Source organism: Microbacterium sp. A8/3-1 (assembly GCF_040267695.1).
GTDB lineage: Bacteria > Actinomycetota > Actinomycetes > Actinomycetales > Microbacteriaceae > Microbacterium > Microbacterium luteolum.
On the sequence record NZ_CP158357.1, the window covers coordinates 2,056,159 to 2,071,710 of the forward strand.

Here is a 15,552-nt window from a genome sequence, read left to right on the forward strand (position 1 = left end):
GTTCGCCTCCGAGCCGTCGAAGCACGGACTCTCCGAGGAAAGCGCAGCACCCATGACAGCGACCGACCTCCGATCGGATGACCCGAGGGTGGAACTGCCCCGACCTCAGCACCACACCCTCCGCGGAGGCGGTGTGGAGGTGGCCGTGATGTCCGCCCCCGATCGTCTCCCGGAGATCCTGCACTGGGGCGCACCCCTCGGCTCCGCCGACCGGGAAGAGCTCGTGCTGTCCTCGCGCAGACAGGTGTCGCCGAGCGCCCTCGATGCGGAGTGGCCGATCACTCTTCTCCCGAGCGAACACGACGGGTGGGAGGGGCGGCCGGGATTCGCGGCTCACCGGTCGGGACGGATCTGCCTGCCGAGATGGACCGTGGTCGCGATCGACGGCGACGAGACGGAACTGCTCGTGACCGCGCAGGCCGACGGGCTCGAGCTGCGCACGGAGATGCGGCTCGACGACGCGGGAGTCCTCCGCGTGACGCACGAGATCCGCAACTCCGGCGACGATGATCTCGAGCTTCTCGCGCTCGAGGCGACGATGCCGGTCGGCGACCTCGCCGCCGACGCTCTCGACTTCTCCGGCCGATGGACCAGGGAGCGCAGCCCGCAGCGCAGTCGTCTTCTCGAGGGCAGCCGCGTGCGCGAATCCCGCCGCGGCCGCACCGGCCACGACTCCCCCCTGCTGCTGGCTCTCGGGACCTCGGACTTCGGCGACCGCGCCGGCGAGGTGTGGGCGGCGCATCTCGCGTGGAGCGCCGACTCCGTCTACCGTCAGGACGCACTCCCCGAGGCGCCGACCCTCCTCGGAGCCGGGCCGCTGCTGCGCGCGGGCGAGGTCATCCTCGCTCCGGGAGACCGGTTCCGTGCTCCGACTGCCGTCTTCGTCTGGAGCGATCGCGGGCTCGACGGGATCGGTGCGCGGTTGCACTCGTCGCTCCGTACCCGCGACGGACATCCCTCGACACGTCCGGTCACCCTCAACACCTGGGAAGCGGTGTACTTCCACCACGACATCGATCGCCTCCGCACCCTCGCCGAGACGGCATCCGACATCGGAGTGGAGCGCTTCGTCCTCGACGACGGATGGTTCCGGGGGCGGCGCAGCGACGTCGCCGGCCTCGGCGACTGGAGTGTCGACGCGGAGATCTGGCCGCACGGGCTCCACCCGCTCGCCGACGAGGTGCGCAACCTCGGGATGCAGTTCGGGCTGTGGTTCGAGCCCGAGATGGTCAACGTCGACTCCGACCTCGCGCGCGAGCATCCCGACTGGCTGCTGCAGGACCCCGACGCGGGCGTGCGCACGTGGCGGAACCAGTACGTGCTGGACGTCGCCAACCCGGCCGTCTTCGCGTATCTGCGGGACTCGATCTCCTCCGTCGTGAGCGAGTACGAACTGGACTACATCAAGTGGGACCAGAACCGCGATCTCATCGAGGCCGTCCACGACGGTCGAGCCGCCGTGCACCGCCACACGCTCGCGGTCTACGCGCTCCTCGACGCTGTTCGCCGCGCGCATCCGGGTCTGGAGATCGAGGCGTGCGCGTCGGGCGGAGCGCGCGTCGACCTCGGTGTGCTCGAGCACACCGATCGCGTCTGGGCGTCGGATACCAACGACCCCATCGAGCGTCTCGACATCCAGCGATGGACGGAGCTGCTCCTGCCGCTCGAGCTGATCGGCTCGCACGTCGGGCCGCCGGTCACCCACACCACACGTCGCGAGACGCCCCTCGGCCTGCGCATCGCGGTCGCGCTGTTCGGCTCCTTCGGGATCGAGTGGGACATCACGGAGTGCTCGCCCGACGAGCTCGATCAGATGCGCGACGGCATCGCCGCGTACCGACGGCTCCGCGGCCTGCTGCACAGCGGTGTCCTCGCCCATCCCGAGGGAGGCGACGACGGCCTCCGCGTCACGTCGGTCACCTCGCCGGATGCGAGTCGCGCGGTGATCAGGGTCGCGCGGGTGACCAGTTCCGACCGCGCGCTTCCGCGCCTGCTCCGCATCCCCGACCTCGATCCGGAGGCGCAGTACCTCGTGCGGCCGGTCCCCGAACTGCGGATGCCGCGGGCGATCGAACCCACGCCTCCGCCGTGGATGGATCGCGGGCACGTGGTGCTCACCGGCGCGGCGCTCGCGCAGCGCGGCATCCGTCTGCCCCTGCTGGGACCGGGTCAGGCTCTCGTGCTCGAAGCGGAGCGGGTGCCGGCAGAGGACTGACGCGGATGCCGGCGGCGATCAGAACGTCGGATCGCCGCCGGTACCGCGGCTACTCGCGGATGACGACGACAGCCCCCGCAGCCACCGGCACTCGGTCGGTGTGCGCGGATCCGGTCAGCAGGTCGGTGCCCGACGCCTCCGCCCAGCCGTCTTCGTCGGCATGGTTGATGAGGAAGAGGTAGGACGCATCGGCGGAGCTCCGTCGCACGGCCTCGACACCGGGTGACACGACGGCGGTCGGAGAGACCGCCGCCTCGGCCAGCAGGCGGTCGACCAGCTCGGTCAGACCCGTCTCGTCGAGGTCGGTCGACAGGTACCACGCCGTTCCGGCGCCGACCTGCCGGCGCGTGAGAGCGGGGTGGCCGGCGAGAGGGCCCTCGGCGTATCCCGCGACGATCTCGACGTCGTCCTCCGGCTGCGGATGCCGCAGCCGCTCCGACCAGCGGCGTCCGGTCCAGCCGTTGTCCAGGGCGAAGGTCCGCTGCTCCTCGAGCGGGAAGAACTCCTCGCTCGTCACGCCGACGAGGGAGCGGAACGCGCCCGGATACCCGCCGATGTGCACGGTGCCTGCCTCATCGACGATGCCCGAGAACCAGGTCACGAGCACGGTGCCACCCGCCTCGACGTACTCGTGCACGGCGCGGGCGTTCTCCTCCGACACCAGGTAGAGCCCGGGAACGATCACGAGCCGGTAGTCGCCCAGCGGCGACCACGGTGCCACGACATCCGCCGTCACCGCACGTTCGAGCAGCGCGTTGTGCACGGCCCGCGCGGTGTCGGCGTAGCGGAGGTTGTTGGCGGGTTTGAGACCCGATCGCAGCGCCCAGCCCGCCTCGTTGTCGTGGAGCAGTGCCACTTCCGCCGGGGCGACGACCGTGTCCCGCACCTCGGCGAGCGCGGCGAGCTGCGCACCGAGTGCGACGATGTCGCGGAACACCCGGGTGTCCTTGCCCGCGTGGGGCAGCATCGCGGAGTGGAACTGCTCGGTGCCGGACTTCGATGCGCGCCACTGGAAGAACATCGCACTGTTGGAGCCGCGCGCGACATGCGCGAGCGCGTGACGGCTGATCTCCCCCGGGGCCTTCGGCTGGTTGATCGGATGCCAGCTCGACGCACCGGTCGCGTGCTCCATGAGCATCCACGGCCGACCTCCCGACATGCCGCGCATGCGGTCTCCGCTGAACGCGAGGTCCTGGTGCTTCCGCGGATCAGGGCCGAACGTGTAGTGGTCGTTCGCCACGATGTCCATCTCGTCGGCCCACCGGGTGTAATCGACCACATCGGGACCGAGACCGACCATGAAGTTCGTGGTGATGGGGAGTTCCGGGGTGAACCGCTGCAGCGCCTCCTTCTCGGCGCGGTACTGCGCGAGGAGCTCGTCGGACGAGAAGCGCTCGTAGTCGAGGAGATGCCCCGGATTGTGCGCCGTGACGCCCCACGGAGTCGTCACCTCCTCGAACGAGGAGTAGCTGTTTCCCCAGAACGACATGCCCCACGCCGCGTTCAGAGCCTCGACTGTCACGTACTTCTCCGCCACCCACTCGCGGAAATCGGGCGTTCGAGACCGGGCAGTGACAGCGCGCGTTCCCGCCGCCGAGTTCGTTGCTCACATGCCACATCAGCACGGCCGGGTGACCGGCCACGTGCTCGGCGAGGCGCTCGACGATGCGCACGGCGTACTTCCGGAAGACCGTGGACGAGGGGCACCAGCCCAGCCGGCCGCCGGGGGCGAGAGGATGCCCGTGGATGTCCTGCGGCAGGATCTCCGGGTGCAGACGGTGCAGCCACATCGGCACCGCCGCGGTGGGTGTCGCGAGGTCGACCGCGATGCCGTTCTCGTGCAGCAGATCGAGCATCCGGTCGAGCCACGAGAAGTCGAAGACGCCCTCGCGCGGCTCATGCACCACCCAGGAGAACACGCCGAGCGTCACGAGGTTCACACCCGCTTCGCGCATCAGCTCCATGTCCTCGAGCACGACATCCCACGACCACTGCTCGGGGCTGTAGTCGCCGCCGAACGAGAGCCCTTCGGTCGGCCACTCGACGATCCGGCGAGGGGCGTCGTCCAGGGTCTCGGTGCTACTGGTCATCGGGGGTCCTCTCGGGGGAAGGGGCGGGGGATGTCCGCGTCACGCGCAGAACGCGGGCCGTGGGTGCGGGGACGGCGACGGTGACCGCGAGCTCTCCGGCCGCCGCGTCCCACCGCCACGACCAGCCGTCGGCGGAATCGGGGAAGAAGGGCTCGACCTCGATCTCCTCACCGCGATGGAACGGCAGCGGGATCACGACCTCGTCGGCGGCACCGGGGCGCCGCCACAGGCTCACCAGCGCGGAGCCGGCAGGTTCGCGAAGCCCCAGTGCGACCCACGGGGTCTCCCAGGCGGGAAGGCCCAGCGGCCAGAACGGCACGGCTCGCTCGATGGTCGTCAGCACGCGGCGGTGCGCGTCCACGGCGGCGCGGACGAGCGCCTGCTCGTCCGCCGTCATCCGATTGAGATAGCCGGAGAGGTACAGGCGACCGAGGATGCCGTTCACCAGCGCGAAGACCATCTCCTCGCGCGAGCTGCCGGCGACCGGATACGCCCAGTTCCCGGCCTGCTCGGGAAGTATCGCGGCGGGTGCGGCCGCGGCGATCGTCGCGTACATCACCGGATCCTGCTGGTCGGAGGTGGACTGCAGATGCAGCCGCGACAGCATCGCCTGGTCCAGGCGCATCGCGCCCGACGCGCAGCTCTCGATCAGGAGTTCCGGATGCCGCGCCTGCCAACCGTCGATCACGGCGAGGAGAGCGCGGTTGTGCTCCAGGAGTCCGGCGCCCGGTGCGAGCCCACCGGCATCCGTCCCCGGTCCGGTCATGGTGTTGTCGTCCATCTTGATGAAGCCGATGCCGTAGTCGGCCACCAGGCGATCAACGACTGCGTCGACGTGGCCACGCGCCGCCGGGTCGCGCAGATCCAGCAGATGGCGGCCATGCTCGGCCAGTCGCACCCCGCCGCGGGAGAAGAACGCCGAGTCGGGGAGCGCCCTCCCCGAGGATGCGACGGCGAGCGGAGAGCGGACGCCGATAACCTCCGGTTCCAGCCACAGCCCCGCGACCATCCCGTGCGAACGGATCCGGTCGATGACCTCCTCGATGCCGCCGGGGAATCGGCGAGCAGCGGGGCGCCATTCCCCCACCGAGTCCCACCAGCTCCCGTCCGCGTACCAGCCGGCGTCGATGCAGAAGATGTCGACACCCGCCGCGGCCGCCGCGTCGATGAGCGGCAGCAGCTTCTCGGTCGTCGGATCGCCCATGAGCGTGTTCATGTAGTCGTTGAAGACGACGGGCAGACGACGATCCGCGGCGCGCACGTGCCGGACGGCCCGACGCTGCGACGTCATCCGCGCGAGCACCTCGTCCATTCCCCCGGACGCGACGACGACCGACGCCGGCACGCTCGTGAACGAGTCGCCCGGCCGCAGTCGCACGCTCCACTGGTTGTCCTGATCGGTCGGGCCGGTGAGCAGCAGGTAGGCGCCGTGCCGGGTCTCCCCGATCTCGAAGCCCCAGGGGCCGTTGTGCTCGATCTGCCAGGCGAGGGCGTAGTCGCCGGACTCCGCGAGGAGCGCCGCCGTCGGGACATGCTCGCCGCTCGACCACGAACCCCGATCGGCGACGTGTATCCGGCTGCGCGGAGGGTGATGCTGCAGGTCGCGATCGATGCGCGCGAGTCCGGAGTCTCGGAGCGAGCGTGTCGACCAGCGCCCCTCGCTCACCCAGTCGTTCGCGGCGGACGCGAGCTGGAACCCCTCGACGTCGGGAGCCTCCGTCAGGAACGCCCCGGTGGCGAAGGTCGAAAGGAAGTCGAGCACGATCGAGGCGGCCTCGACACCGCCCGCCGGCGACGGCGCATACGAGACCTCCGACCAGGTCCGGAATCCTCCGACACCGGGAGTCACCTCGAAGACGCTCGTCACGGCGAGCCCCGTCTCCTCATCGCGTTGGCGGATGCGCAGCGTGTGTTTCTCGACGACATGCGACTCGTGGCGGAGCCGCGCCCCGATGACCGTGTCCACGTTGCGGAAGCCCCCGGGAAAGCGCCCGTGCCCGAACGCCGAGATCTCGACGAGCGGCTGCCGGAGGGCCGGCGCCAGCACGGCGGCTCCTGTTCGCGACGCGCCAGGAGCCCTCAGTCCGATGAGCGACACCGGCGCGTCCCGTCCGATCGCGAACACGAGTTCGAGCGCGTCGTCACCCCAGACGAGAACGTCGTCGCCGGGTCGGCCGAGCGCCTCAGGCACGGGCCGGTTCCCGCTCCGAGCTCTCCCAGGACTGCGTGAAGTGGTTGTAGCAGATGGAGTTGTCCAGAGTCGAGCGGTCAGGAGCGGCCTCGCTCGACACGACCTTCCCGATCTTCTCCGGGTCGGGCGCGGCGATCGCGAGCAGGCGCGTGTAGTCGTGCTGCGGGTTGAGGATGACGTCATCGGCAGGCCCGCGCTCCACGACTCGGCCGTGGTACAGCACGAGGATCTCGTCGGAGAAGTGCCGGGCGGTCGCGAGGTCGTGCGTGATGTACAGCAGCGCCAGGTTGTCCTCGCGCTGCAGTCGTCCGAGCAGGTTGAGCACGCCGAGGCGGATCGAGACGTCGAGCATCGACACCGGCTCGTCGGCGATCAGGACCTCGGCACCCGGCGCGAGCGCGCGGGCGATCGCGACGCGCTGTCGCTGTCCGCCCGAGAGCTCATGCGGGCGACGGATCGCGACGTCCTCCGCCGGTGTGAGGTTCACGCGATCGAGCATGCTGAGCACCTTCTCGTGCACCGCCACCGTGCCGGAGGCGCGACGGTGGATGCGGATGGGCCGCGCGATGTGATGCTCGATGCTGTGGAACGGATTCAGCGACGCGAACGGGTCCTGGAACACCATCTGCACGTGCCGGCGGTAGAGCGAGCGCGGCATCGGTGTGCCGTCGTCGAGCGTGACGTCGATCTGCCCCGACGTCGGCTTCTCGAGCCGGGACAGCATCCGCGCGATCGTCGACTTGCCCGACCCCGACTCGCCGACGAGAGCGATCGTCCGTCCGGGGACGAGGTCGAACGAGACCCCGTCCACCGCGCGGAACGCGCCGCGGCGCATGCCCTTCCTGATCGTGTAGTCCTTCGTCAGATCGGTCACTCGGATCGTGGTCATGAACGCTGCACCTGTCCCTCGTCGTCGCCGGTTCGGATGAATGCCCCGCGCGATCCGCTGAGGCTCGGGAAGGAGGAGAGCAGCTGCCGGGTGTACTCGTGCTCCGGCGCACGGTAGATCCGATCGGCCGTGCCGAGCTCGACGATCTCGCCGCGCAGCATGATGGCAATGCGGTCGCTGATCTCCAGCAGCAGCGGCAGGTCGTGCGTGATGAAGATGACCGCGAAGTCGAGCTCGTCACGCAGCCGCACGATCTCCCGCAGGATGTCCCGCTGCACGACGACGTCCAGCGCGGTCGTGGGCTCGTCCATGATCATGACCTGCGGCTCGAGCAGCATCGCCATGGCGATCATCACCCGCTGCCGCATGCCTCCGGAGAGCTCGTGCGGATAGGAGTGCAGGCGGCGACGGTCCACCCCGACTCGCTCGAGCACGTCGCCAGCACGCTGGGTGCGCTCCTTCTTCGACATCTCCGGGCGGTGGGTCAGCAGGACGTCGTCCAGCTGGGCGCGCACCGTCGTCACCGGGTTCAGGGCGTTCATCGCCCCCTGGAACACCATCGACAGCTTCGTCCAGCGGAAGGCCCGGAGCTGATCCTCGTCCAGCGCCATCAGGTCGAGGTCGCTGCCGTCGCGATCGTGGAAGGTGATGCTGCCCGACGAGATCCGGGCCGGGGGTTTGTGGAGCCGGTTGATCGCGTAGGCCAGCGTGGTCTTCCCGCATCCGGATTCCCCGGCGAGGCCGAGGATCTCGCCCGGAGCGAGAGAGAAGGACGCATTCTTCACCGCCGTGACGGGGTGGTCGACCTCGTAGACGACCGACAGGTCCTCGATGCTGATCACGGCCGGCCGGTCCGAACCGGTCCGCGTGCGGGTCTCCTCCGAGATCGTCATGCCGCTGCCTTCCTCTCCCGCGTCACGCGAGACCGCTCGAGACGGGCGGCGACCCTGGCGCGCTTGCGGTGCAGCCGGACGTTCTTGAGTTTCGGGTTGATGATCTCGTCGATCGAGAAGTTGATCAGCGACAGCCCCATGCCGAACAGCGCGATGATGAGGCCGGGAGGCACGAACCACCACCACGCGCCCAGGGAGAGCGCGAAGCCGTTCTGCGCGTAGAACAGCATGGTGCCGAGTGTCGACGAGTTCGAGGCGCCGAGGCCGAGGAACGAGAGGCCCGCCTCACCGAGGATCGCCGCGATCACGGCGAAGACGAACTGCGACGCGAGCACGGGGAGCAGGTTCGGCAGGATCTCGACGGCGATCACACGCCCGGCACGCTCTCCGGCCACCCGGGATGCCGCGACGTAGTCGCGATTGCGGATGGAGAGGGTCTGCGCACGCAGCACGCGGCTGGACGCCGCCCACCCGGTGATGGCGAGGACGACCGCGATCGTCCAGAGGCCGCGCTGCGCCTGCGGGACGAATCCCGAGATCACGATCACGAGCGGCAGTCCGGGGATCACCAGGAAGACGTTCGAGAAGAGGGAGAACGCCTCATCCGCGAACCCGCCGATGTACGCCCCCAGGATGCCGAAGAAGGCGGACAGGATCGTCGCGAGCACGCCGACGATGAGGCCGATCTGCAGGGAGCCGGCCGTCGCGAAGGCCAGCTGCGCGAACACGTCCTGTCCGGTCTGCGTCGTACCGAGGATGTGCTCGGCGCTCGGCGGCTGCAGACCCGAGTCCCGGATGGTCGTCGGATCCTGCACGAGGAGCGGTCCGATGACGCCGAACAGGGCGATGCCGCCGACGAGCACGAGACCGAAGGCGAGCCACGGCGTCATGGTGGGGAGCATCATCCGCCACGGCGAGCGCGGCTTCCTGCCCCGTTCGGCGGCGGCCGTGGCCAGGGCCATGGTCGCATCGGGGACGTTGGGCTCGGTGCGGGGAGCGAGGTTCGTCATCGGCTGAGTCCTTCCGGGAAGAGCAGCGCGCGGATCGGCACCGGCGTCATCGCCGCCGACATCAGGCGTTCACCCGCGTGCGAGGGTCGATGAGCCCGTAGAACAGATCGACGATGAGGTTGGCGACCAGGACGGCCAGGGTGATGAAGAGGAACAGCCCCTGCATCAGCGCGTAGTCGTTGTTGGTGACGGCCGAGAGCAGCTTCGATCCGATGCCGGGATAGGAGAAGACCTGCTCGGTGACGATGGAGCCGGAGACGACGAACCCGAGGGAGATGGCGAAGCCGGCGACCGAGGGCAGCACGGCGTTGCGGGCCGCGTAGTGGCGGAGGATCCGCCCCGGGCTGAGGCCCTTCGCCTGCGCGGTGAGGATGTAGTCCTCGGAGAGGGTCGACACCATCATGTTGCGCATCCCGAGCAGCCATCCGCCGACCGAGGCGATCACGATCGTCAGCGCGGGGAGGAATCCGTATTGGATCGCCGAGGCGATGAACTCCCACAAGAACCCGGGGTCCAGGATCACGTCGTACCCGCCCTGCGAGGGGAAGAGCTTGAGCGTCGATGCGAAGAAGTACACGAGCAGCAGCGCCAGCCAGAAGTACGGGACGGCGGCGAGCAGCGTGGTCGCGGGGATGAGCGAGTCGAGCCAGGTCCCCGGCTTCCAGCCGACGATGGCCCCGAGCGCCACCCCGATGACCGTGGCGAGGACCGTGGACACGCCCACGAGCACGATGGTCCAGGGCAGCGACGTGTTGATCACCTCGATGACGGGCGTCGGGAAGTAGCTGACCGAGACCCCGAGGTCGCCGCGGAAGATGTTGATCAGGTAGTTCCAGTACTGGACGAGCAGCGGTTCCGAGGAATCGCCACCGAGAAGGAGCTCGTAGGCCTTGCGCGTGTCCGGGGTGACGATGCCGCCCCGCTGCTGCAGCTTGGCGAGCAGGATGTCGACGGGGTTCCCCGGCAGCAGCCGCGGAATCAGGAAGTTGAGGGTCAGCGCCGCCCAGAGGGCGATGAGATAGAACCCCAGCTTTCGGACGAAGTAGTTCACAGCATCCGTCCCTGTCCCCGCTCGCCGCGCTCCTTCTCGGTGACGATCACGATCACTCCCCCGCCGGCTTCAGCGACTTGAAGATCTGCGCGTTGTCCGGCGAGGCCCAGACCGCCGGGAACGCGTAGAGGTCGTCCTGCGTCGGCCATCCGGTGAACTTGTCGACGTTGAACTCGCTCGTCGTGCCGCCCGTCAGGACGGGGATGTACGGCATCGCGGCGACGATCTTCTCCTGGATGATGTCGAACTGCACCTGACGCGTCTCGGTGTCCTCCGGGTTGGTCGCCTTGAGCACTGCGAGTGCGGCGTCCACGTCCGGGTCGCTGAACCGGGCGACGTTCTGCGGCGCGACCTCACCGACGGGTGCCGTGAAGGCCGTGTTGAAGTACTTGTCGTAGAGGTAGTACGGGTCGGACGCGGCGCCCTGGCCGAGCGAGTCGATCGCCAGCTGGTACGTGCCCTTGCCCTTCTTGTCGGTCCACTCGTTCCACGACGACTGCGAGACGCGCAGATCGATTCCGGCGGCCTTGAGCTGCTGCGCCATGGTGTCGATCGCGGTGATGTAGTCGGTCCAGCCGGTCACGACCTCAACGGTCAGGGAGAGCTTCTCGCCGTCCTTCGCGTAGATGCCGTCCGATCCCTTCGCCCAGCCGGCGGCCTCGAGGATCTCGGCAGCCGTGTCGGGGTCGGCGGCACCGGGCGCGACGGGCTCGGCGACGGCGGACGAGATCAGGTCCTTCTGCGTCGTGGTGAGCGCGAACGTCGGCGAGATCTCGCTCGCGGTGTTCTGGAACGCCAGCGAGTTGACCTGATCGCGGTTCAGCGCGGCGTACACGGCCTGGCGCACGGCAGGATCCGTCTGCGGACCCGTGCAGCCGAGCTCGGCGCTCGAGCAGGTGAGCAGCGCGACCTGGTTCTGCGGGATGGTGATCGCGTCGTATCCGGGGTAGGTCGTGGACACGTTCTCGATGTCGGGCACCGGGCCCGTCTGCCAGTCGATCGTGCCGGCCTTGAGCGCGTCGACGCCGGCGGTGTTGCCGGACAGCGAGAGGTAGCGGATCGCTTTCACCGCCGGGGCGCCGTCCCAGTAGTCCTCGTTGGCTGCGAGCGTGAACGCCTGCGGCTTGAAGTTGTCGAGCGTGTACGGACCCGTGCCGACCGGCTTCTCCATCACGTCGGTCGTGGGGTCGATCCCGGACCAGATGTGCTCGGGCACGATCGGGGTGCGGCCGAGCAGGGTCGGCCCGCTCACGAACGCGGGGTGGTCCCAGGTGAACACGACGTGCGTGTCGTCGGTGGCCTCGACGGTCCCGTCGAAGCCGCCGTTGTTCAACGAGGGCGTGTCGAGGAGCAGCTGGAAGGTGAACGCCACGTCGTCGGCGGTGAAGTCCTCGCCGTCCGACCAGGTGACGCCCTCGCGCAACGTGACCGAGAGCTGCGTGCCGTCCTCGTTCCAGGTGTACTCGGTGCCGAGCAGAGGCGTGTACGCCTCGGTATTCACGTTCGTGACGAAGAAGAGCGACTCGAAGATCGTGCCGATGCCGCCGATCTGCGACGGCGAGTAGGGGTTGAAGTTGATCTGATAGTCGCCGGACTGCCCCGTGTACGCGATCAGGGTGTCCGCCGATCCGGAGGCGGAACCGCCGGATGCCGGCGCGCAGCCCGCGAGCAGGAGGGTGGTGGCCATCGCGGCCGAGGCTCCCGCCAGGGCCATCCGGATGCCGGCGCGTGGGCGCTTCGTGCTGAGGAACATCGTCGTCCTTTCCCAGGCGCGCCACCCGAGGGGTTGTCCGCGCCGACTGTGTGAGTGGAAGGAATCTCCATCTACCGCCCTCATTGTTACGTAGGTAAACTAAGTCCGTCAAGCACTTCCAGAAATCGACCGGACGGATCCCGTCCGAGAGGGCACCATGACTGATCTCGTTACTCCGGATGTCCGCGGCGATGAGGCCGCGCATCCTCCACCCCCCTCGCGGCTCGCGCATCTGCGCGGCGACGGGGTGTCTCTCGTCATCGACACCGCGGCGGCGCCGGGCGCTCAGGGCGCCTCGTCCGCCATGCCCCAAGTGCTGTTCTGGGGAGCCGATCTCGTCGACCTCGACGACCTCGATCCCGGAGAGATCGTCGCGGCGATGAGCCGACAGGATGCCTCGGGCACGCTCGACGCCGCATGGCAGGTGTCGCTGCTGCCTCTCGAAGGAGAAGGCTGGGGCGGGCGTCCCGGGCTGAGCGCCGGCGTCGACGGCGTCCCCGTCCACCCGCGCTGGGCGAACATCGAGTGCTCGACTGACCCGGGCGGTCGCCGGTTCTCCGTCATCGCGGAGGATGTCGGCAACGGGCTGCGGCTGGACTCCGCCGTCGTCGTCGAGGCCGGCGGCATCGTCACCGTGACGCACACCGTCACGCGCACGGCAGACGACGCGAGCGCTCTCGTGATCGAGTGGCTGGAGGCCACGCTCCCGACCCCGAAGGCCGTCGACCACCTGACCACGTTCGCCGGCCGGTGGACGCGGGAGAAGGTGCCGACGACCAGCAGGATCCCCCGCGGGGCGACCACGCGGCAGACGAGGCGCGGGCGCGGCGGACACGACGCCCCCATGCTCTCGATCGTCTCGATCGATCGGCCGCGCGATCGCAGCGGCGAGCTCTGGGCCGTCCACCTCGGCTGGAGCGCCGACTGCACCTACCGGAACGACCGCATGCCCGACTCCGTCGACGTGCTGGGCGCCGGAGAACTGCTGCGCACGGGCGAGATCGCGCTCGGTCCCGGAGAGTCGTACACGACCCCCACCGCCTACTTCGCCTGGTCGGGAGCAGGTCTCGACGGACTGTCGGAGCGGTTCCACCGGTTCGAACGGGCGCGCCCGAATCATCCGCATTCGCCGCGGCCGCTCGTGCTGAACACCTGGGAGGCCGTGTACTTCGATCACGACCCCGCCTTCCTCTTCGCGCTAACCGATCTCGCCGCGAAGGTCGGCGTCGAGAGGTTCGTGCTCGACGACGGCTGGTTCCTCGGACGCCGCAGCGACATCAGGGGGCTCGGCGACTGGTTCGTCGACCGCGCGGTCTGGCCCGACGGCCTGGGTCCGCTCGCCGACCGCGTGCACGAGCGGGGGATGGAGTTCGGGCTGTGGTTCGAGCCGGAGATGATCAATCTCGACTCCGAGCTCGCGCGCCGGCATCCCGAATGGCTCCTGCATCCGCGCGATCATCTGCCGACGCCCGCACACCTCTCCTGGCGCACCCAGTACGTTCTCGACCTCGCGCGTGAAGACGCCTACGCGTACATCCTCGGCAGCCTCGACGCCCTGGTGACGGAGCTCGGCATCGACTTCATCAAGTGGGATCACAATCGCGATCTGGTCGAGGCGGTACACGACGGCCGTCCCGGCACGCACGCGCAGACCCGCGCGGTGTACCGGATGATGGCAGAGCTGAAGTCACGGCATCCGGGTCTCGAGATCGAGTCCTGCTCCTCCGGCGGCGCGCGCAGCGACCTGGGCATCCTCGAGGTCGCCGACCGCGTCTGGGCGAGCGACTCCAACGATCCGATCGAGCGTCAGGACATCCAGCGGTGGACGCAACTGCTGCTCGCGCCCGAGCTCGTGGGCGGTCACGTCGGTCCGACGACGGCCCACTCGACGGGACGCACGACGCCGCTGTCGTTCCGGCTCGCCACCAGCCTGATGGGCTCGGCGGGCTTCGAGTGGAACATCGCGGAGTGCACGCCCGAGGAGCTCGAGGTCATCACCCGATGGTCTGCGCTGTACAAGGAGCTCCGTTCGGTGATCCACACGGGGACGGCCGTGCACGCCGACGTGCGCGACCCCGCGCTCCGCGTCGTCGGCGCCGTCGCTCCCGACCGCGCGGAGGCCGTGTTCACGATCGCGAGCGTCGCGACGCTCGAGGACTCGCTTCCCGAGCGGATCCGGTTGCACGGGCTCGACGAGGACGCGATCTACGACGTGCGGGTGCGCGACGAGATCGGCGCCTCACGACATGGCTTCGCGACACCCGCCTGGCTGTCGAGCGGGACCGTCTGCCTCAGTGGCTCGTTCCTCGACACGGTCGGGCTGCAGATCCCGCCGCTGTGGCCCGCGCAGGCGATCATCCTCCACCTCACGCGCCGCTGACGCCGAGGTGGAGGGGCGCCGAGGCCGGTCAGTCGTTCTGACCGACCTCGGCGCCGCTCACAGGCTGCCGATCTGCCGCCGCACCTCGTCGAGGGTGCGCATCACCGCGAGGGAATCATCCAGGGAGTGCAGCGGCGACTGCGTCCGGCCCTCGGCGAGGTAGGTCGCGACGGCTGCCGCCTGCCACGCCAGCCCGTCTCGCCCAACCAGGCCGCTCTCGTCGCGCCACTGCACTTCGTCACCGCCCCGTGCGATGCGCAGCACGGCGGGAAAGACGAAGCTCGTCTCGAAGTGCACGCTTCCCGTCGACCCGTGGACGGCTGCCAGTCCGGGGGTGTCGATCGTGCAGGACGCGCTCACCGCCGCGTGCGCGCCGCGCTCGTTCTCGAGGAGGATCACCGCCTCCGTCTCGACGCCGGTGGGAGCCAGCGACCCTCGGGCGGAGACGGCGGTCGCCGCGCCGAGCACGGAGTGCGCGAACCACAGGCTGTACACGCCGGCGTCGATCATCACCCCGCCGCCGGCGGCAGGATCGAAGTTGCGGTCGGCCGGGTCGTACTCCCACTGCCACCCGAGGTGCGCCGTGGCGAGTCGCACGTCACCGAGCTCCCCTTCGGCCAGGAGTTGGGCGACGAGATGCGACTGCGGCAAGTACCGCGACCACATCGCCTCCATCGCGAAGACCCCGGCGGCGCGCGCCGCATCCGCGATCTCCTCCGCCTGCGCGGCGTCGAGAGCGATGGGTTTCTCGATGAGGACGTGCTTGCCTGCCGCGATGGTCGCGAGCGCCAGCGGATGGTGCTGCGCATGGGGAGCGGCGATGTACACGACGTCCACGTCAGGGTCCTGCAGAAGAGCGTCCTGGCCTTCGTAGTGACGCGGAATACCGTGCCGTGCAGCGAAGGCCGCGGAGCGCTCTGCCGACCGCGAGGCGACGGCGAGCACGCGCTGGTCGGTGTGCCGGTGCAGCGCACTCACCCAGTCCTCGGCGATCCCGCCCGGGCCGAGCACCCCCCAGCGGGCGACGGGGCCGCCTCGCAGAGGGATGATCGCCGGTGTCGGAAGGCTGATCATTCGCGC

Annotated in this window: 10 protein-coding genes and 1 pseudogene; 2 read left to right on the forward strand and 9 right to left on the reverse strand. The window is 69.4% G+C overall.

Annotation, left to right across the window (positions count from 1 at the left end):
* The first annotated feature begins 148 nt into the window (after window positions 1–148).
* On the forward strand, window positions 149–2,215 hold the full coding sequence (locus ABS642_RS10150; protein WP_350353225.1) for an alpha-galactosidase: 2,067 nt from the start codon (window positions 149–151) through the stop codon (window positions 2,213–2,215).
* Window positions 2,216–2,264: 49 nt separating this feature from the next.
* On the opposite strand, the gene ABS642_RS10155 is transcribed toward ABS642_RS10150, so the two are convergent.
* The 8 genes and pseudogenes from ABS642_RS10155 to ABS642_RS10190 form a co-directional block, all read right to left on the reverse strand.
* On the reverse strand, window positions 2,265–3,737 hold the full coding sequence (locus ABS642_RS10155) for a beta-galactosidase (protein WP_350353226.1): 1,473 nt from the start codon (window positions 3,735–3,737) through the stop codon (window positions 2,265–2,267).
* Window positions 3,738–3,819: 82 nt separating this feature from the next.
* Window positions 3,820–4,305, reverse strand: a pseudogene (locus ABS642_RS10160) (beta-galactosidase); the annotation flags it as partial.
* Window positions 4,295–6,496 carry an alpha-galactosidase gene (locus ABS642_RS10165; RefSeq protein ID WP_350353227.1) on the reverse strand — a complete coding sequence of 734 codons (2,202 nt, stop codon included), beginning with the start codon at window positions 6,494–6,496 and terminating at the stop codon, window positions 4,295–4,297. The pseudogene ABS642_RS10160 and the gene ABS642_RS10165, both read right to left, overlap by 11 nt.
* A complete protein-coding gene (locus tag ABS642_RS10170; RefSeq protein ID WP_350353228.1) occupies window positions 6,489–7,385 on the reverse strand; it encodes an ATP-binding cassette domain-containing protein in 897 nt (298 codons plus the stop codon). The genes ABS642_RS10165 and ABS642_RS10170 overlap by 8 nt, the downstream gene beginning before the upstream one ends.
* Complete coding sequence (locus ABS642_RS10175; RefSeq protein WP_350353229.1) at window positions 7,382–8,278, reverse strand: ABC transporter ATP-binding protein; 897 nt, start codon at window positions 8,276–8,278, stop codon at window positions 7,382–7,384. The genes ABS642_RS10170 and ABS642_RS10175 overlap by 4 nt, the downstream gene beginning before the upstream one ends.
* Window positions 8,275–9,288 (reverse strand): ABC transporter permease, encoded by a 1,014-nt coding sequence (locus ABS642_RS10180; RefSeq protein ID WP_350353230.1) that lies wholly within the window; start codon window positions 9,286–9,288, stop codon window positions 8,275–8,277. The genes ABS642_RS10175 and ABS642_RS10180 overlap by 4 nt, the downstream gene beginning before the upstream one ends.
* A gap of 61 nt (window positions 9,289–9,349) precedes the next feature.
* Complete coding sequence (locus tag ABS642_RS10185; protein ID WP_350353231.1) at window positions 9,350–10,339, reverse strand: ABC transporter permease; 990 nt, start codon at window positions 10,337–10,339, stop codon at window positions 9,350–9,352.
* 52 nt (window positions 10,340–10,391) lie between these two features.
* Window positions 10,392–12,092 (reverse strand): ABC transporter substrate-binding protein, encoded by a 1,701-nt coding sequence (locus ABS642_RS10190; RefSeq protein ID WP_350353232.1) that lies wholly within the window; start codon window positions 12,090–12,092, stop codon window positions 10,392–10,394.
* A 157-nt stretch (window positions 12,093–12,249) separates the two neighbouring features.
* Here ABS642_RS10190 and ABS642_RS10195 point away from each other — a divergent pair, with 157 nt between their 5' ends.
* Entirely contained in the window at window positions 12,250–14,472 is a 2,223-nt protein-coding gene (locus ABS642_RS10195; protein ID WP_350353233.1) for an alpha-galactosidase, read from the forward strand.
* A gap of 57 nt (window positions 14,473–14,529) precedes the next feature.
* Here the strand turns inward: ABS642_RS10195 and ABS642_RS10200 are convergent, their stop codons facing one another.
* Window positions 14,530–15,546 (reverse strand): Gfo/Idh/MocA family oxidoreductase, encoded by a 1,017-nt coding sequence (locus ABS642_RS10200; RefSeq protein WP_350353234.1) that lies wholly within the window; start codon window positions 15,544–15,546, stop codon window positions 14,530–14,532.
* Window positions 15,547–15,552: the final 6 nt, after the last annotated feature.

What these genes read in the sequence shown, in the direction of transcription:
- ABS642_RS10200 (WP_350353234.1), bottom strand. Translation starts at nt 15,546, where the DNA reads ATGATCAGCCTTCCGACACCGGCGATCATCCCTCTGCGAGGCGGCCCC.
- ABS642_RS10175 (WP_350353229.1), bottom strand. Translation starts at nt 8,278, where the DNA reads ATGACGATCTCGGAGGAGACCCGCACGCGGACCGGTTCGGACCGGCCG.
- ABS642_RS10180 (WP_350353230.1), bottom strand. Translation starts at nt 9,288, where the DNA reads ATGACGAACCTCGCTCCCCGCACCGAGCCCAACGTCCCCGATGCGACC.
- ABS642_RS10150 (WP_350353225.1), top strand. Translation starts at nt 149, where the DNA reads ATGTCCGCCCCCGATCGTCTCCCGGAGATCCTGCACTGGGGCGCACCC.
- ABS642_RS10190 (WP_350353232.1), bottom strand. Translation starts at nt 12,092, where the DNA reads ATGTTCCTCAGCACGAAGCGCCCACGCGCCGGCATCCGGATGGCCCTG.
- ABS642_RS10170 (WP_350353228.1), bottom strand. Translation starts at nt 7,385, where the DNA reads ATGACCACGATCCGAGTGACCGATCTGACGAAGGACTACACGATCAGG.
- ABS642_RS10195 (WP_350353233.1), top strand. Translation starts at nt 12,250, where the DNA reads ATGACTGATCTCGTTACTCCGGATGTCCGCGGCGATGAGGCCGCGCAT.